13 protein-coding genes are annotated in these 18,209 nt (G+C 56.6%); 8 read left to right on the forward strand and 5 right to left on the reverse strand.

The window, feature by feature from the left end; translation table 11 throughout:
* Positions 1-77: 77 nt before the first annotated feature.
* Positions 78-1,439: a Gfo/Idh/MocA family oxidoreductase gene (locus PSR62_RS16410; RefSeq protein ID WP_274404091.1), complete on the reverse strand. Its 1,362-nt coding sequence runs from the start codon at positions 1,437-1,439 to the stop codon at positions 78-80.
* A gap of 529 nt (positions 1,440-1,968) precedes the next feature.
* Between PSR62_RS16410 and PSR62_RS16415 the strand changes: the two genes are divergently transcribed.
* From PSR62_RS16415 to PSR62_RS16445, 7 genes are all read left to right on the forward strand, one after another.
* Positions 1,969-2,778: an AraC family transcriptional regulator gene (locus PSR62_RS16415; RefSeq protein WP_274408242.1), complete on the forward strand. Its 810-nt coding sequence runs from the start codon at positions 1,969-1,971 to the stop codon at positions 2,776-2,778.
* 312 nt (positions 2,779-3,090) lie between these two features.
* Positions 3,091-3,879, forward strand: coding sequence for an SDR family NAD(P)-dependent oxidoreductase (locus PSR62_RS16420; RefSeq protein ID WP_274404092.1), 789 nt, complete (start codon positions 3,091-3,093; stop codon positions 3,877-3,879).
* A 489-nt stretch (positions 3,880-4,368) separates the two neighbouring features.
* On the forward strand, positions 4,369-6,465 hold the full coding sequence (locus PSR62_RS16425) for an SHD1 domain-containing protein (RefSeq protein WP_274404093.1): 2,097 nt from the start codon (positions 4,369-4,371) through the stop codon (positions 6,463-6,465).
* Between the two features lie 178 nt (positions 6,466-6,643).
* The gene (locus tag PSR62_RS16430; RefSeq protein ID WP_443217435.1) at positions 6,644-7,663 is read left to right on the forward strand and encodes an FAD:protein FMN transferase; all 1,020 of its coding nucleotides are present in this window, start codon (positions 6,644-6,646) and stop codon (positions 7,661-7,663) included.
* A gap of 166 nt (positions 7,664-7,829) precedes the next feature.
* Complete coding sequence (locus PSR62_RS16435) at positions 7,830-8,351, forward strand: hypothetical protein (protein WP_274404095.1); 522 nt, start codon at positions 7,830-7,832, stop codon at positions 8,349-8,351.
* Positions 8,352-8,394: 43 nt separating this feature from the next.
* Positions 8,395-10,401: a biosynthetic arginine decarboxylase gene (gene speA / locus PSR62_RS16440; RefSeq protein WP_274404096.1), complete on the forward strand. Its 2,007-nt coding sequence runs from the start codon at positions 8,395-8,397 to the stop codon at positions 10,399-10,401.
* A gap of 88 nt (positions 10,402-10,489) precedes the next feature.
* Positions 10,490-12,079 carry a carbon-nitrogen hydrolase family protein gene (locus PSR62_RS16445; protein WP_274404097.1) on the forward strand — a complete coding sequence of 530 codons (1,590 nt, stop codon included), beginning with the start codon at positions 10,490-10,492 and terminating at the stop codon, positions 12,077-12,079.
* Here PSR62_RS16445 and PSR62_RS16450 read toward each other — a convergent pair.
* The 4 genes from PSR62_RS16450 to PSR62_RS16465 form a co-directional block, all read right to left on the reverse strand.
* Positions 12,076-12,789 carry a hypothetical protein gene (locus tag PSR62_RS16450; protein WP_274404098.1) on the reverse strand — a complete coding sequence of 238 codons (714 nt, stop codon included), beginning with the start codon at positions 12,787-12,789 and terminating at the stop codon, positions 12,076-12,078. The genes PSR62_RS16445 and PSR62_RS16450 overlap by 4 nt on opposite strands.
* A gap of 229 nt (positions 12,790-13,018) precedes the next feature.
* Positions 13,019-14,413, reverse strand: coding sequence for a beta-ketoacyl-[acyl-carrier-protein] synthase family protein (locus PSR62_RS16455; RefSeq protein WP_274404100.1), 1,395 nt, complete (start codon positions 14,411-14,413; stop codon positions 13,019-13,021).
* Between the two features lie 87 nt (positions 14,414-14,500).
* Positions 14,501-14,920 carry an OsmC family protein gene (locus tag PSR62_RS16460; RefSeq protein WP_274404101.1) on the reverse strand — a complete coding sequence of 140 codons (420 nt, stop codon included), beginning with the start codon at positions 14,918-14,920 and terminating at the stop codon, positions 14,501-14,503.
* Between the two features lie 143 nt (positions 14,921-15,063).
* Positions 15,064-16,578, reverse strand: coding sequence for an MFS transporter (locus PSR62_RS16465; RefSeq protein WP_274404102.1), 1,515 nt, complete (start codon positions 16,576-16,578; stop codon positions 15,064-15,066).
* 505 nt (positions 16,579-17,083) lie between these two features.
* Between PSR62_RS16465 and PSR62_RS16470 the strand changes: the two genes are divergently transcribed.
* On the forward strand, positions 17,084-18,046 hold the full coding sequence (locus PSR62_RS16470) for a sigma-70 family RNA polymerase sigma factor (protein ID WP_173442676.1): 963 nt from the start codon (positions 17,084-17,086) through the stop codon (positions 18,044-18,046).
* Positions 18,047-18,209: the final 163 nt, after the last annotated feature.

Below are 18,209 nucleotides of genomic sequence, written 5' to 3' on the forward strand. Positions count from 1 at the left end.
GCTGTTCGACGGACTTCCACCTGTCGCACCTCTCCCGAAACGAAGTTTGGGGAGAGGTCAAGCAACGCGTCTGTGAACTACAGCGTGTAGTACTCTTCCCAGCCTTTCCGGGGAGCGTGCCCCTTGAGGAGCTGGTTGGCTTGTTCGTTGTTCGTGATCTCTCGCGTCTCCGCGTCAAACTTGAGAGTTCCACCAAGTCGCTGAGCGATGCAGCCAAGCATGAAGACCTGGGTCAGCGGACCAGAGACTGCAAACTTCGAATTGCATTCTTCCTTGCCCATCGCGGCGAGCAAGAAGTTCTTCATGTGGTGTTGATTGGTTTCGCCTGATGGAACCTTGGGCGTGTCCACCGGCTCATCCGAATCTGAAAGAATGCTCAGCTTCCCGCTGTGTGTGCCACCAAGGAAGGTTAGGTCGTCGCTGTAGATCACCTTGCCACAGGCCGGCATCGATTTGCCTTTGCCCAGTGCATTCGGGCGAGGAGGCGTGTTGCTGACTCCGTCGTACCAGTTGATCGACATGGCAGGCATCCCCGGACCACGCTCGGCGAATTCAAATGCGATCGTGGTCGCCATGGGAAAGATGAAGTCGTTTTGCCCTTCCAATTTGTCGGCGCGGACTTCGTACGGCAGCCCCAACTCCAGGAAACGGTGGATGCTGTCCAAGGTGTGAGGTCCCCAGTCGCCAAACGCTCCGTTGCCGTAGTCGTACCAGCCTCGCCAGTTGCCTCCATCCAGGCGTTTGCTGTAGTCACGCATCGGAGCAGTTGCCGACCACACGTCCCAGTTCATGCCAGCGGGCATTGGTTCTGCGGCAGGATAGCCGGTCACGTTTCCCCATGGGTGCCATCGACGTCCCTTGTTCATACAAGCGTCGACGCGACGGACATTTTGGATGATTCCGTCCTCGACCCAGGTTTGGAACTGCATGCGTTGCGAGGACGAGTGCCCTTGGTTCCCCATTTGACAGATGCCGTTGTGTTTCTTCTCTGCCGCGATCAGCAACTCACATTCCTGGAAGGTATGAGCCAGCGGCTTTTCCACGTACACCGCGATGCCTTCCGAAATGGCACGCATGGCAATGGGAAAGTGCGTGTGGTCGGGAGTTCCCACCGTGCAGGCGTCGATCTTGCCGCCCAGGTCATCGAACATCTTGCGGAAGTCGTCGTAGACTTTCGCGTTGGGATGTTGAGCTCGGAAGCGATCCGTGCGTGACGGATCGACGTCACAAAGAGCAACGACATTGACCATGCCGGTATTGACCGCGTCGTTGCCAATGGCGGCTCCTCGGTTGGTGCACCCGATGATCGCCAGGTTCACCTTGTCGCTCGACTCGGCCGCTGTCGCGGATTGAATGCCGAAGGTTCCGATGCCAATGGTCGCGGTCGTGGCCGTTTTCAGAAAAGAGCGACGGTTGGTGGTGGTCAATGGCTTGCTCACGAACAGTTCTTCCAGCTTTGGGACATGGGGATGGTGGTCGATTTCCACCGCGAAACAGAGGGCGTCGAAGACGCGTCAATCATAGTCGAACCAGACAGTCGTCGTGCCTCTGCTTGGGCTGGCAAACATGCCTTCGATTGACTCTGGCAGAGCCGGGGCAGCAATGTACCGCTGCCCCCAATCTGAACACAGACGATTTGGAGCCAGAATTTGGGAACGCAGCTGGAGCGGCCAGCACCTCGTTCGATATTTCGAGTCGGGACGACAAGACACGGTTCGAACTTTTTCACCGAGGTGTCGTTGAGCCGCAATCAACGCAGCCGCGGCTGCGCAAGCAAGTTACGGCCGTCCTTGCGTATTCTGTCGATGTCGAGTGTTCGCGGTTCAATGGCGGGCCCTGTGGAATTGGAAGCCCCCGACAGGCCACTCTTCGTCCTGCTTGCTTGCACCCATCCCGCGACGTAATCTCTCTGTAGTCTTTCACGTTGTTTGAATCGCCACCGAGGACAAGATGGCTTCCGAGTTAATAGTGAAGCATTTCAAAGTTCGCGGTTCTGCGGATGACGGGATTACGGTGCATCAATGGGAGTCGGTCGACCACACTTGGCCGAATCACTCACATGCTGAATACAAACTGGGCGTTTCCGAAGGCGGGACAGGGACGTTTTTCTATCGTGGCCAGCGATACTTCACCGGACCGGGGAAGCTGCTTGTCATTCACCCCAATGAAGTGCATTCGTGCACGGCTACCGGAGCGTGGCGTTATCTCTATGCGGCTCCGAACGTTGTCGCCAGTATCGTCAGGACGTTTGACCGGAACGGTGATATCGAACCATTGTTGCTGCCCCCGGTCATCGACGACTCGCAACTTGTGGAGCTCGTTTTGCAGGCCCACCGGGCGATGGACGACGGAGATCCGCAGTTGGATCAGGAATCAGCCTTTTATGAAGCCATCTGCGAGCTTTTAGTGCGGCACGCATCCATGCCGGACATTCCGAAGAAGCGGGGACGGGCGAACATTCGCAGAGTCAAGGAGAGCTTGGAAGCGAAATTCCGCGAGAATGTCTCGCTTCACGAACTCGCCCAATTGGCTGGGACCTCCGCCCCGTATCTAAGCCGCGTCTTCTCCAAAGAGGTCGGCATTCCCATCCAGGCCTATCTCTCTCAAATCCGAGTGCGTCGTGCGCAGCAGATGTTGATGGCCGGTGAGACGCTCGCGAATGTCGCCTACGCTGCCGGTTTCGCGGACCAGTCGCACTTCACGCGGCACTTCAAACGATTCATCGGGGTCGCGCCGGGAGCGTATTCCAAGGCGGTGAATTCATCGAGCCACTCCTGACGCGCTGTCGTCACCCCAAAGCCTCCCGGTGTCATCCGCAATCGATCGCGAAATCTGGGATGGTTCGCGCCCCTCCGCTAAGAAATCCACCGTTTTGATCTCAAAGTCGATGGGCGCGGCGGACGATCCGCAGGTACTGAGCCCGCGTCAATCCTGACGGTCAATTCTTTTGACGGCGCGCAAAATCGTTCAAGAAGCTTCCCGGGCACCTCCCTAAACTCATGACGTTGAAGGGCGACAAGTCAGCCCCGCCTGTTGAAGTATTCGCTTCGACACCCATCCATGAACACCAGCGAATAGGATAAGAATTCGATGAATCTTGAACTCAACCATCAAACAGCACTGGTCACCGCATCAACAGGCGGAATCGGTCTGGCGATCGCGTCTCGCTTGGCTGCCGAAGGGGCAACAACGATCGTCAATGGTCGCAGCGAAGCGAGCGTCAACACGGCGATTGCAAAAATTCGCGAGAGTCATCCGGAGGCCGACCTGATCGGGCTGGTTTCCGACAACGGGACGGCCGAAGGCGTCGCACGAACCATCGCCGAACATCCGCAGATCGATATCCTGGTCAACAATCTGGGCATTTTTGAGGCGGTCGATTTTTTTGACCTGACGGACGAAGCGTGGCAGCACATTTTCGACATCAACGTGATGAGTGGCGTGCGTCTTGCCCGGCATTATCTCAAGCAAATGCTGGAGCAGAACACGGGACGCATCATCTTCATCAGCAGCGAATCCGGCGTCGTGCCGGCTCCTGAAATGCCTCACTACGCGATGACGAAGACGGCACAACTTGCCGTCTCGCGTAGTCTGGCTCAATTGACCAAGGGAAGCCGCGTGACGGTCAACACGGTCATGCCTGGATCGACGTTGACGCCAGGTGTGAAGGAATTCGTCAGCAATCTTTTCCCGGACGAGCCCTACGAATCGGCTGAGAAGCGATTCATGGCAGACAATCGGCCAACCTCGCTGATTCAAAGATTGATCGAGCCCGAAGAGATCGCCAACATGGTTGCCTTTGTTGCCAGCCCACTCGCAGCGGCTGTCAACGGAGCCCCCATACGAGTCGACGGAGGACTGATTCCAACGATCGCTTAACGGAGTCGGAAAAGAACCGTTGAGGTGCAGCGGGCGAAAGAGGGCTTCTGTTTGAACTGCCAAAATCGCTGACAAGAAATCGCTTGAACCATTGAAAAACAAGGAGAAACAGTTCGCCGCAAGTGAACGCGACGAGCTGTTTTGCATTCAAGGCGGGGAGACAGGACAACGTCAACGACATTCCATTTGTCGCTGAGCCCGAGAAGTAGGCGGTAGTGCAACTTTGAGATTGTTCATCCCAACAAAGTGCAGAATCAACGCGATTCGAATGATCAGCCACTCAGTTCCGGAAGAATCAACTTGCAAACCTGGAACAACCGAATCACAAACTTTCGAATGTTGTACGGCGGACGTTGTTTGTATTGCATGACGAATCTCTCCAGGAGAGAATCTGTAGCCCCTCGCACTTCGCTCAATCCGTCTGTGGTGATCGCGGTTGCTCGAAGATCGCATCCATTGCGTTCTGGATCTCTCTGGAAAGTTCTTACCATGTCATGTTTCCCACGGATTCGACTCTCGATAGCGATCGTGTTGTTGGCAGCGGGGACGTGCTTCGCTCAGCAACCTGGATCGAGGTTTTTCACGGACCAAACCGGGAAATTCCGCATTCGGGCCGTGGTGATGGACCTGGACGAAACCAACGTCAAGCTCAAGAAAGCGGATGGCGTGGAAGTGGTCGTGCCACTGAATCGCCTGTCGGACCGCGATCAAACCTTTCTGCGTGACATGCTGCAGAAATACAAAGCGATGGTTGGTGACTTTCCAATCGGGACGAAGGTCGAGATCAAGTCGACTGGAGGATGGTATCCCGGAGAGGTGCTTCAAGTTCAGCCTGGCAAATACTTCATTTCGTTTGACGACTATTCGGATAGCTGGAACAAATGGGTCACGGCAAAAGAATTGCGGCTGATTCCAGCGGAGGAGACTTCTGCAGCGATTGAGAAGGATGCTACCGATGACAAATCCAACGAACCTGAGATGGAAGCGATCGCCAGTGTTCCCGAGGAGGCAGAGAACACTGACGTCAGCACACCGAATGTTCCACCATTGACGTTCGAACTGCCGCCGGCGACACCCCCAGTCTACAGTCATGAGTCGATCCAAAGCCGCCGGTTTGTCGGTCACCTCGCAGAGAACGGTTGGCAATCTCCCATCCAAACCGAAGCCGGACCGACAATCGGAAACTGGACCTTTCAGTTCGAATCGTCTCCGCTGAACAAACCGTGGGATGCATTTCTTCCCTCGGTCCACCGCCAGCGGGCTTTGTTGGTCAGGGACAATCAGTTGGTTGCACTCAACTTGACCGACGGCACCGTTGAGTGGCAGACCGATCAACTGCCTAGCAAGTTGATTCAGCCATTGGCGCTGTCGGATGACGGGCGACGCCTGATCGTTTCTCTCAATGACGAGGAATCTCGCCCCACTGGGCTTTGCGTCTATTTGATCGAAAACAGTTCGGCCAGCATCGAGTGGGTCTGGCGTCCCGTTCCCGAGTCACATCAAGTGAGCCGAGTTCAATCAGCGTTCTGGCTCAAGAACGATCGTGTGGCTGTGCTCGATGAAAAACGCTTTGCGGTTTGGATGCCGGAGACGAAGTCACAACATGCCATCATCACGGCCAACAGCAAGACACCCATTGAGTTCTCGCCTGCCAGCGAGATGGCTGCCTTCTTTGTGTTTGGCCATATCACCATCTACAAAACGGACGGCATTCGAGTCTTGGCGAACACAGAACCGCTGAGATCTGGCGTGAAGAAGGTCAGTTTTGCCCCCAGTGGAAGCAAACTGATTATCAGCGGTGCAGACGCTCCAACCATCGTTTCGTTGAACGATGGAAAGCCGCTGAAATTGGAATCCGATCTCCTATCCGATTCCGTTGTCGAATGGATCGACGATCGATACACGCTCATCGACGGAGAGTCCATCTTTGACACGAAACTCAATCGAATCGTTTGGAAGTTCAACTGCACCTTTCGTGGCAGACCGGCCGGTTCCGTCAGCACCCTGGCGGGGAAGTTGCGAATTCACAACGACCGTGAATCCAAGATTCTCATTCGTGGCTTGTTTGATGTCATTGCCCCTGAAAAGCTCAAGCCACCTGCCCCAAAAGTTGCATTGGTCCGGCCCGGTGCGAAGGTTGCCATTCGCGTCGCGGGATCGTTGGCGGACAAGTATCGACAGCCCATCCAGTCTCAGTTGGAGGCCATGGCGAGGAAGAATGGCTGGATCGTGGACCCGTCCGGCCCACTCAAGCTCCGAGCCGACGTGAACCAAGTGACTGAATCCGTCAGCTTTGAAACGTCCAACATCATCGGATTTGGCAAGAAGAACGAGACGATTCCGGTGACTTATGGAACCTATCGTGTCGCGATGTACGCTGGCGATGATGCGCTCATGGTTCGGGGCTTCAATTCGTTGGTGACCACGATGGGGGTGATTCCGCGAAGCAAAACCCTTCAACAGTGGGTCAACGAGCGAAGTGAATTTGAGATCGACAAGATCAAAACCGTCACCTTCCCAGCGACGATCGAGCCCAAGCCTGTCAAGGAAACGATCGGCTCGACGGATATCTGGACAATCCCTTGAGTTCGCTGCTGGTTAGTCATTCCCCGATGAGTCGCGGGTGTGCAATCGGAGTGCATCGATGGGGTTTTCCACAACAGTCGACTTGCCTCTATCATGTGTCGCCGCCCCCGAAGGGACGGGTCGATTTGGAAACTGACACAGAAGGAACACAGAGTTGTTGGAACTGAAGCATCGTGCGATGGCGTGTGACTTTGTGGTGCTGGTGCCGGACGAGAATCAACGGGTCGGCAATCGCTCGGTTGCCGATGTTGTGTTGCGGCACTTGGAATCCATCGAAGAGATTGAGCGAGCGCTCACGGTCTATCGAGACGACAGCGAGATCGCCCGCATCAACGCATTGGCGTTTGAGCAAGCCGTTCATGTGAAGCCAGCCACGTTTGACCTGCTGGTCAAAGCGAATGCGTTGGCCGAGAAGACGAAAGGGGCATTCGACATCACCGCGGGGCCCCTGGTGGAGATTTGGGGATTCACCAAACGGGAAGGTCGCAAGCCCAAACCAGACGTCATTGAGCTCGCCAGGTCTCGGGTGGGATGGGAGCAACTGCTGCTGGACCCCCGTGACCGCACCGTTCGCTTTGGCGTCGAAGGCATGGCGTTGAACCTCGGAGCGATTGGCAAGGGACACGCAATTGATGTTTTGGCCGCGGCGATGCGCGCCGATGGCATGCACGATTTTCTGATTCACGCGGGGCACAGCAGCGTTCTAGCAGCGGGGAATCAGCAACCGATTGAACCATCGGGAGGCGAGCAAGCGGTCAGCGACGAAACCGATCGCAATGAAACCTCTGCACAAAACAGTCAGGCGGGCCCCCTGGACAAACCGCCGACTGGTTGGCTGGTTGGCGTGTCACACCCCACTCGTCCCGGACGTCGTCTGGGCGGGCTTTGGCTGCGTGACGAAGCGTTGTCGACCAGCGGCAGTGGCAAGCAGTTTTTTCATCACCAGGGCAAACGCTACGGCCACGTCATTGATCCACGAACGGGATACCCAGCCGGGCAGTGGTTGTCGTTGACCTTGACGACGTCTCACGCGGTGGATGCCGACGCCTTGTCGACCGCTTTGTTTGTGATGGGAAACGAGGACGCGAAAGCGTATGCTGCTGAGCACGGCATTGGATTGATTTTGGTCGGTGCCGGAAAACGTCAGGACGAGGTCTCGATCGACAAGACGGGGCCCTTGATCTGGCACGACACTTGATCACCGTTGGAACTTCCTCAGGCGGCCCATTGACCGGGTCGAGTTCTCGAAGCGACACATTCTTCCGGCCGTTTCGGTGAATCGGCCGGCGGTGGTTGGTCATTCGATTCCATTGCGTTCTGGCTGACACACCTCACCTCTGCATCGTCCCCGCTGACACACTTTCATGTCCGATTCTCCCACCCGCACCCCGTCAACGACCGCTCCCCCACCGGAATCGGATCCGGCGGTCCATGATCCACCGCGATCCATCGCGCCGACGCCTCAATTGTCCCGACGCGGACTGTTTTTCGCTTTGGCGACGGTCTGTTTCGTCCCATTGTTTGGGCTGAGTCTCTACGCAGTGATCTTCGGCAAGGCCAGCGAACATGGGCTGCCGGTCGAGATTTTGATCGACCGTCGACCGCTGATGACCGTGCAAGGCAACTCCCAGTTGCTGGACGATGTCCTGGTGGTGACCAATGAAGCGGACTTTGCGATCCCCAATGTCACGTTGAATCTGAACGGCCAGTACTTTCTGTACCAGGACAAACCGCTAGGCGTGGGCGAAACTCTGGTTCTCCGCCAAGCCGCCTTTGCCACCAAAAGCAGCCAATTCTGGGTTCCTGGACGGTATCCAATCACAGAAATCACGGTAACTGGGAAGTTGCCCACTGGTGCGCGGGGCGTGAAAGAGGTGCAATTCTGACTCTCACGTTTCAAGCACAATCTTCTTACACAGGGAACTCTGGGTGAGCTCGGTTTTGGATCCCAAATGGACGCGCAGCGACGCGTCCCAAACGTACGACATCGATCGCTGGGGCGGAGGTTACTTTTCAATTTCCGAATCGGGCACGGTGTTGGTTTCCCCCGACCGGGATTCATCCCAAAGCATTGACTTGAAGGAGTTGGTGGATCGCTTGGGACAACGCAATTTGGACCTGCCAATTCTGTTGCGATTCAACGGGATTTTGCGTGACCGGCTGCGTCAATTGGACGAGTGTTTCAAGAATTCGATCCGAGACCACAAATATCAAAACCGCTACCGCTGCGTGTTTCCGATCAAGGTCAACCAACAGCGTGAAGTCGTCCAGCAAATCGTCAGCGAAGGCGCACGCTTGGGGTTTGGGATTGAAGCGGGCAGCAAACCCGAGTTGGTCGCCGCGGTGGCGATGGGCGACGCCAGCGTTCCTGTCGTTTGCAATGGTTTCAAAGACGAAGAGTTCATTCGATTGGCTCTGCTGGCGCAGCGTCTGGGCCGAGTCGTGTTGCCGGTCGTCGAAAAGGTCAGCGAACTGGATTTGATCTTGGACGTGGCCAAAGACATTGGCGTGCGTCCCACGATCGGCATGCGAGTGAAGCTTGCGACGCGTGGTAGCGGGCGTTGGCAGGCCAGCGGCGGTTACCGCAGTAAATTCGGGCTGACCGTGGCTGAATTGCTGGATCAGCTGGATCGTTTGATCGCCATGGACATGGGCGACTGCCTGCAGTTGCTGCACTTCCACGTCGGCAGCCAGATCGGAAACATTCGGCAACTCAAATCGGCGATCCTGGAAGCGGCTCGAATCTACGTTGACTTGGTGCGTCGTGGCGCAGGCATGCGTTACTTGGACGTCGGTGGCGGGCTGGGCGTCGACTACGACGGTTCACGCAGCGACAGCGAATCCAGCATGAACTACACGATGCAGGAATACGCCAACGACGTGGTCTATCACACGCAAACGGTATGCGATGAGGCTGGCGTGCCGCACCCCGAATTGATTTCGGAATCGGGTCGGGCCGTCGCGGCTCACCACAGCGTGTTGGTGATGGAGACACTGGGTGTGACCTCGCAAGGCGTCGCGAATCTGCCATCGTGGGCCAAAGTCGAAGGCGAGCCAGTCTCGCCAGATCACGGGGGCAGTGAGATGGACGCCGTCGGCGCGATTGAAACGTCAGAGATGGAGGGACCACCTCAGTCCTATGAACAACCGGTCCATGATCTGTGGGTTGGTTACGTCAACATGACACAAGCCAACATGATGGAGACATTTCACGACGCTCAGGTCTCTTTGGATCTTTGCATGAACCTGTTCAGTGGTGGTTACTTGCCATTGGAACAACGTGTGGCCGCGGAAAACCTGTACTTCGCGATCTGCCACCGGGTGCGGGAACTGGCCGAATCCATGAAGGAACGCCCCGACGACTTGAAGCATCTCGACCGGATGTTGTCGGACATCTACTTCGCGAATTTCTCGTTGTTCCAATCGATGCCAGATTCGTGGGCAATCGATCAACTGTTCCCGATCATGCCAATCCACCGGTTGCTCGAAAAGCCAACCCGGCACGCGGTGTTGGGGGACATCACCTGCGACAGCGACGGCAAGGTCGACGCGTTCGTTGGCGGCGGTGGACGGCAGCGAACACTGATGTTGCATCCGCTGAAATCCGGCGAGCCCTATCAATTGGCGGTGTTCATGGTGGGGGCTTACCAAGAGATTCTGGGAGACCTGCACAATTTGTTCGGTGACACCCATGCAGTCCACGTCGACATCGAAGACGGTGTGACCAAGGTCCGATCGATCGTCAAAGGCGACACCGTCTCGGAGGTCTTGGGATACGTCCAATACGAGGACCGTGAGCTGATCGAGAACCTGCAAGATTCGGTGGAAACCGCAATTGGCAAAGGGAGCATCGACCATCAGCAAGCTGGCGAGACCGTTGCCGCGTACGAACGTGCTCTCAGTGGTTACACGTACTTGTCGACACGAACGAAATGATTCGTGGTGCTGCTGTGGTTCCGTGGCAGCGTTTTTGCACGGTTCGTTTTGAGTCGTTTTCTCCTCTTCGGTCCTTTGCCTGCCTTCTATGTCGACGCCCACACCTGACTTTGACGTTTCGAACTTCGAACGTGAACTGATTCTCCGAAACATGCGTTTGGAGGACTATGATTCCATGGTCGAGATGCAGCTCGCCTGTTTCCCTGACATGCAACCGTGGACACGAGAGCAAGTCGAAAGCCAACTGGCGCACTTCCCAGAAGGCCAGATTGTGATCGAGTGCGACGGCAAGCTGGTCGCCAGTAGCAGCAGTTTGTTGCTGCACTACGACGACGACTTGGAATGGCACGACTACAAGAAGATCGCTGACAGTGGTTTCATTCGAAACCACCAACCCACCGGCGACACACTGTACGGCATCGAAATCATGGTGCATTCCGATCTTCGGGGGATGCGATTGTCGAGGCGATTGTACGACGCCCGCAAGGAACTCTGCCGTTCGCGAAACATCGAGCAGATGATCGTTGGCGGCCGCATTCCGGGCTACCACTTGCACGCCGATGAAATGAAGGCGAGTGAGTACATTGACCGAGTGATCGACAAAACGTTCTTCGATCCAGTTCTCACGGCGCAAATCGCCAACGGGTTCTCGCTGCAAGGCTTGATCCCGAACTACTTGCCAACCGACTTGCAAAGCTGCGGTTACGCGACCTTCTTGGAATGGCGAAACCTCGACTACGTCTCGGCTGGGAAGCGACGTTTCCGCCGAACCGTCCGTCCGGTGCGAATCGGTGCGGTGCAGTATCAGATGCGAGCGGTGAAGGACTTCGAAGAGTTCGCTCAGCAAGCACGCTATTTTGTCGACGTGGCGGGGGACTACAAATGTGATTTCCTGTTGTTCCCGGAATTGTTCACCACGCAGTTGCTTTCGTTTCTGCCCAATGAGCGACCGGGACAAGCCGCGCGGACATTGGCAGAGTACACGCCGCAGTACTTGGAGTTGTTCAGCCACTTGGCGGTCAAGTTTGACACGAACATCATTGGCGGTTCGCACTTTGTGATCGAAGACGAACGACTCTACAACGTCGCGTTTTTGTTTCACCGAGACGGGGGAATCGACAAGCAGTACAAGCTGCACATCACACCCAGCGAACGGAAATGGTGGGGCGTCGCTGGCGGTCCAGGCATCGAGGTGATTCAAACCGATTGTGGCCCGGTTTGCATCCAGGTTTGCTACGACATTGAGTTCCCCGAAGTGTCAAGAATCGCGGTGCAAAAGGGCGCCCAACTGATCTTCGTTCCCTTCAACACCGACAATCGACATGGCTACCTGCGGGTGCGGACATGTGCCGCCGCACGTTGCGTCGAAAACCATGTCTACGTCGCGATCGCAGGCTGCACGGGGAACCTGCCGTTCTGCGAGAACGCGGACATTCACTACGCGCAATCGGCGGTGCTGACGCCCCTGGACGTCACCTTCGCCCGGGAGGGCATTGGGGCCGAAGCGAATCCGAATGTCGAGACCGTCGTGATTTACGACGTCGACCTGGAATTGCTACGCCGACATCGAGAACAAGGCAGCGTGCAGAACTGGAACGACCGCCGACTGGATCTCTACAACGTCACCGAGACGCCAGAGCAACCAACCAACGACGAAGCAAGTTCACTGGAAGCTTAGTACAGCAACAATTCGAAACCGGCTTTGAGCACGACCGCGTCATCGAAGCCCATGTTCGCTCCGTCCCACGTCGCGTAATCGGCCAGGTAATCGATCCCGAGGACGGTGCGACCGGGAATGCCCCACACGCAGATGTCATGTTTGACATCGATGCCATACGTGGTGGTGAACTTGTTGTTCGAACCGGTCGTCAATCCATCGCTGCTGACGAATTGTCCATCCAGGTCGTACAGTCCCAAACGCAAGTCAACCCAGACGGGGCGACGACCGAACGCAGTTTCCCAACCGGCCACCACAACCGCACCGCGATAGGAGTTGTCCAGCTCGTTGTCGCCGATCTCTTGCTTCCACTCCATTTGGCTGTAACCGGTACCGGCGGACAAATCCTGAACACCAAAGGTCCACGTGTCACGAATGATCGCGTCGAAGCCGTACATTTCCGTGTTGTCGGAGACGGCGTAAGTGACGTTTCCTTCGACGCTGGTTCGGTACCCATCAAAGCGGTGATGACCGCGAATGTCGGTCAGGAAACCGACGGAGTCACCGGAGTCGCCTTGATAAGTTGGCAGCAATGGGGCCCAGATCGCTTTGCGACTGGTCAGCTCAGTGCCTTCGACGGCATGGGCAGAGGATGCCGACCAGGTCACGGCAGCGAAGCCCACGAGGGCCACGGCAATTCGCAGGATGGATTCGAATCGTGTCTTTGTCATCACGTCGCTCAGCTTGGCATTGGGAGGATGCACAGAGACGAACAGGCCGAAGCTGATTTGGCTGTGGCGTGTTCGTATGACGCGAGGACCGCCTCACGCGTCTGTCTGAGTTGACTTCGGCCGAGCAGACGCCTTGGCGACGAACAACCTGGCCGATTTGCCTCAAGTCCGGATCAGAAGCGGTCGCGTGATTCGTTTGTCGATATCACAACGGCGACCGCGTTTTTCCTCAAGTTGCGGAGACGATGATCGCGGTCGCTGATCCGTGGGATGTGTGCGACAAGGCAATCACGTTGGGCTGGGTCAATGGAGCCGATGAGGCGACCACATTCAAAGTCTCAGGGCAATCCGACGCGTGAGCCACTGGCGGTGCCACGCCTTGTTGGGCGGCAACGACCGCGGCGATCAGTCCCAGCATTCCAGTCGCTGCGCCAGTGTGACCCAGCAACCCAATGGGCAACGTCACCGGCACACCCGGCAAAGCCTTCGTAATCGCCTCAGCTTCTTGAGCGTCAATCACCGGGTCGCCCATGCCGTGTCCAACCACCAACCCAATGTCGTCGGCGGTCAATCCCGCGTCAGACAAAGCAGCTTGAATGGCAATTTCAATCGCGGCGGAGGATCCACGTCCAGCGTTCTTTTCCGATGAACTGGTGAACTGCCCCGCAGCGAACGCAGCGGAGGGGATGAATCGCGAAGCCATTCCGAGAACCTTGGCGATTGGCTGGCGATTTCCTGACAAGGCAGATTCCCCCGATTCCAAGATCAAGCAAGCTGCTCCTTCGCCTCGCACGATGCCCTGAGCATCTTTCGCGTGCGGGCGACTGCTGCGGCAGACAGGATCCGACGCACCGGTGAGCGGTTGATCTTCGGTGAACATGGTCCGGGTGGTGTTCATCCGCGACCCGGCCGCGGCAGCGACCATGATGTCTGCGATCCCGCGGCGCAAGTAGCCACAGGATTCCAGCACCGCATTGGGGCCGGAGACATCGCCGACGGTCAAGGTGTTGTTGGGACCGTGCGAATTGACGGCGATACCAACGTGACAGGCCGGCATGTTGGGCAGGTACTTCAACATCCACAGCGGGGTGATTGACCGCATCGCCGCGTTGCCAAACTTGGATCGATCGATCTCATCGGCTTCGGTTTTGCAGGCCGCAAAAGCGTCGGCGAGTTCCTCGGGATCCCCGTACAGCATTTCGCTGCCAAACACGGTCCCAATTCGTTCGACGGCGATGCGTCCAGATTTCTGGGCTTGGTCGGCCGCTTCGGCGGGAAGCAGCGAGGCCAGCCCCGCGTCCTCGATCGCCATCTGGGAGGCTGCGAAGGACGTCTGGATCTCGCGGCACATCACCTTCAACGCTTTTCGCGGTTTGACGTACTGCTTGGGGTCAAATTCGGTGATCGGGGCACCGATCTCGACCGCAGATTCAGGCTGAGTCGTTCCCGAATGGCCTTCCTCGAACTTGAATCGAGCCGTTGCATTCCGATCGCCCACCGTGGAATCGACCAGCTCAATGACTCCGCTGTTCGCTTGAAGCAGAGATTGCGTGAAGGCTTCCCGCCCCAAACCAATCGATGAAACCACACCGACGCCGGTGATCACGATGTCACTGCGGTTCATGAAAGAATCGGTCAAAACAAGAGAAAACGGGACAAGCGGGTCGCAGCAGTATGATCCGATTGATGGCTTGAAACCAGACCGTGCCTGTCAATCTAGGTCGACAAAATCGATTGGTGCGTCAATGTCAGGATGCAAACTTTGATGAACGGGGCATTTCCGTGCCGCCGCAATCAGTCGATCTCGCATCTCGGGTTGCAATTCCAAACCTGCGGGAAACGCAACCCGCGTTTTGAGGCTGGCAATTCGGCGAACCGGAGTGCTGGCCATTTCCTTTTCGACGCGAATGGTTGTTCCACTCAAGTCAAGCTCGTGCCGATCCGCCACCAATCCCATGATTGTCATCACGCACGTCCCCAGTGCGGTGGCAACCAAATCCGATGGAGAAAAAGAGGCACCGCGTCCACCGTTGTCAGTTGGTGCGTCGGTGATCAATTGGGTTCCACTGGGCCCGTGAGTGGCTTCGCAGTGAAGTTGACCTTGATAAACCGCAGTGATTTCAACGGACATGCGTCACTTTCAATCGGAACGAGGAACATGGAGTGACCGCGGGAGCGAGCGATCGTTCCAAAAAAAACGCGGGCGGAAACAAAGTTCCGCCCGCGAGTCTGGTGGGAAGCTTCCGGTTGTTCAACCGGTCGAGCATCCGCGGGTCAGGCTGGAGCTTCCGCTTCCAGTTCCGCGACCAATTCTTCATTCTCATGCTTGGGAGCTTTGAAACCGACCAGCAAGATCAGGTAGAGGACCGCCATCGTGCAAGGCACCAACGCGGTCACTCGCAGAGCCATTCGGCTGCCGTACAACGTTGCCACCGAAACGGGTTCGCTGTCGACCTCCGCGAATTCCTTGTTGGTTTCCCACCAAGTGTACTGCTTGCGCAGTTCTTCGTACTTGGCGTCTTCCCAATCTTCGCCAGCCAATTCGCGGTCCGCTTCAATCGCGGCTCCCGAGTCTTGAATCATCTTGGACTTGGCTCCATCCAAACCCGTGATGGCGGGGAAGACCAAGAACTTGTTCTCATTGGGAGCCTTGACTCGCTCGAACGTTTCCGGAGCGGCTTGTTCCAACTGCTGAGAAGCGTAGTAATCCTGCTTGTAACCAATGCCGGGACCGCCCAACAAACCTGCTGAGAGCATTCCGACGCAGCCCATGATCGCCATCCCGACGGTGGCACTGTTGGGATAACGCTCGCCCAGGACGCCCAACATGGTTGGCCAAAGGAACGTTTTGCCAACGGCGTAAACCGAAGCGGCCAAGAACATGAAGCCAACGTTTGTCCCGATGCTGATCAGGTAGAGACCACAGGCACCGATGACAGCACTGACCAGGAGCAAACCAAGCGACGAAATTCGGTGGACAATCGGGCCAGCGAAGAATCGCAGGATCGTCATCAACAAGGAGGTGTAGATGAACAGAGTCGTTCCGGTGCTCTCGCTGTTCAGGATGCTGCCGGTGATCTTGTTGATCCAACTGTCGGTGCCGAGTTCAACGTATCCAACGCAAGCGTGAGCAAGCAGCAAGATCAGGAAGAACGGGCCGATGAGACGACCGATCATGCCACCGTAAGAGATGTTGCCGCCCTGGGCAGCCGTTTGCGGGAACGTTTCCGTCAGAACGATGAACCCATAGATCAAAACAGGGATCAAGAACGCCGCCATCAAGATTTCCCAAGCGACAATGCTGGAGGCAAACACGATCAGTCCGCCGAGCACCAAGCCAGCTGGCCAGCCGGCATGCAGAATGTTGAGGTAGTGCGTCTTCTGATCGGGGAACAAGGTTGCCGTCAGCGGGTTGATCACCGCCTCGCAAATCCCATTTCCGACCGCGAAAATGAACATCGACCAGTAGAGAATGGCATAGACCGCGTCCTTGCCGCTGGCGTTGAACACCGGCGTCGCCGCGAAGAGCATCGCTGCCGAAACAACGTGACACACAAGTGCCGCCATCAGCAACTTTTTGTAACCGATCACGTCGATCAAGAAGCCTGCGAACAAAATCACAACTCCGAAGCCGACCAAACCACCACCGGTGATCTGACCGAGTTCCGTCATTGTGAAGCCGTATTGGCCAGCCCAGATCCCTAGCAAACCACCTCGAACCCCGAACCCGATCCCAGCGGCGATGAGGGTTAGAATTCCAGCGATTAGCAGTTTCTTGCGATTGTCCATCGGCATCTCTTGGGAAGATTGTAGGGGGGATTAAACGGCTGTTGACGCCAGGATTGCGGCAGTATAGTTGCATTTCGATTCGCGAGGAATCGGTCTTGAGCGGCATAAATTCACTCCGCTGCGACTCTGCTGTCGTTCACGGAGCAGAATCCTTTTGTTCGCTTCAAGTTGCCACACGGAGCACCTCACCGCGGCGTCTCTCGTTCGCAGCCAGCGCTCCATCTGGCTGTGGATGGCCCTCCACTCCCCGGTCTTTACCGGACCGGAATCATCGCTCCGGTCGGCACAAGCGGAACGTTTTAACAACCTCTGTTTTTTGGAGCTGGAATTGGTCGAAACCATTTGTGACCACCTCCCGACCGATCTCTCCCCGCGTCGTTGTTGGCATCACATTTGGTATGACGTTTGTCGTCGTTGACTCCAAAGCGTTCCGTTCACTGGCACCTCCCATTTGCCACTGAACCATCGGGAACGCGTTCGGGTTGATGACGAGCTCGTCGCAGTGATGCATCGACTCGTGATTTGTCGGAACCACCTCCCTTTCCCGACCGGATCGCCACCCATGACATTATCCGAATCTCTGGAGCAGGACGAACTCTCGCTGCTGAAAAAGAGTCGCCGCAAAACGCCGACACGCCGAAGTGAAGCGGCTCAGTCGCCTTTGGAAACGTACCTTCGCGAAATCAACGAAACACCGTTGTTGTGCGCCGCGGAAGAACTCGAACTCGCTGCCCGCATCGCTCAAGGCGATGTGATGGCTCGCGACCAAATGGTTCGTGCAAACCTGCGGTTGGTTGTGAACATCTCGCGTGGTTACACCGGCAAAGGGCTCGGGCTGCAGGATTTGATCGAAGAGGGGAACCTGGGGTTGTTGCGTGCGGTCGAAGGGTTTGACCCGATTCACGGGACGCGATTCAGTACCTACGCCAGTTACTGGATCAAGCAGTCCATCAAACGGGCGCTCATCAACTCCGCCAAAACCATTCGCATTCCGGCGTACATGGTTGAGTTGTTGAGCAAATGGCGACGAGCGACCGCACGCTTGAACGAAGAGCTCGGGCGAACCCCGACCAACGAAGAAGTGGCTCGTGTGCTCGGGTTGCCCAAGAAGAAGTTGCCGATCATTCGCAAGGCGATCAAGATCAACAACTCAACGCCCCAGAGCGATCAAACGGAGGCGGGGTGGTCGTTGGGCGACATGGTGCAAGACGATCGACTGAAGGCTCCTGACGAGGAGATGCTCGATCACGACATCCTCAAGCACGCGATGAGTTTGCTGGGCGACTTGGAAGAACGCGAATCCACGGTTCTCAAGCTGCGATTTGGTTTGGGCGGCGTCGAACCCATGACCCTGAAAGAGATCGGTGCGGAGCTTGGGCTGACCCGAGAACGGGTTCGCCAGATCGAAACGGAAGCCTTGCGTCGTTTGGCTGATGGATTGACGGATCCCCGCGATCGCGGTTTTTAAGCAGGTACGCAGGTGTCAGCGGGTATGTGAGCCGTTGGCGTTCGCCACGGTTTTCACGCGCAACCGGGGCGAACGCCCAAACGGCTCACATGGTTGTGCCCGATCATTCCAGCCGACCTGCTTAACGAAGCCAGCGAACGCGGTTGGAGGGCAACCCGCGAAC

The sequence above is a fragment of the Rhodopirellula sp. P2 genome, assembly GCF_028768465.1.
Taxonomy (GTDB): Bacteria; Planctomycetota; Planctomycetia; order Pirellulales; family Pirellulaceae; genus Rhodopirellula.

What these genes read in the sequence shown, in the direction of transcription:
- PSR62_RS16420 (WP_274404092.1), top strand. Translation starts at nt 3,091, where the DNA reads ATGAATCTTGAACTCAACCATCAAACAGCACTGGTCACCGCATCAACA.
- PSR62_RS16425 (WP_274404093.1), top strand. Translation starts at nt 4,369, where the DNA reads ATGTCATGTTTCCCACGGATTCGACTCTCGATAGCGATCGTGTTGTTG.
- PSR62_RS16430 (WP_443217435.1), top strand. Translation starts at nt 6,644, where the DNA reads ATGGCGTGTGACTTTGTGGTGCTGGTGCCGGACGAGAATCAACGGGTC.
- PSR62_RS16435 (WP_274404095.1), top strand. Translation starts at nt 7,830, where the DNA reads ATGTCCGATTCTCCCACCCGCACCCCGTCAACGACCGCTCCCCCACCG.
- PSR62_RS16445 (WP_274404097.1), top strand. Translation starts at nt 10,490, where the DNA reads ATGTCGACGCCCACACCTGACTTTGACGTTTCGAACTTCGAACGTGAA.
- PSR62_RS16450 (WP_274404098.1), bottom strand. Translation starts at nt 12,789, where the DNA reads ATGACAAAGACACGATTCGAATCCATCCTGCGAATTGCCGTGGCCCTC.
- PSR62_RS16455 (WP_274404100.1), bottom strand. Translation starts at nt 14,413, where the DNA reads ATGAACCGCAGTGACATCGTGATCACCGGCGTCGGTGTGGTTTCATCG.
- PSR62_RS16460 (WP_274404101.1), bottom strand. Translation starts at nt 14,920, where the DNA reads ATGTCCGTTGAAATCACTGCGGTTTATCAAGGTCAACTTCACTGCGAA.
- PSR62_RS16465 (WP_274404102.1), bottom strand. Translation starts at nt 16,578, where the DNA reads ATGGACAATCGCAAGAAACTGCTAATCGCTGGAATTCTAACCCTCATC.
- PSR62_RS16470 (WP_173442676.1), top strand. Translation starts at nt 17,084, where the DNA reads ATGCATCGACTCGTGATTTGTCGGAACCACCTCCCTTTCCCGACCGGA.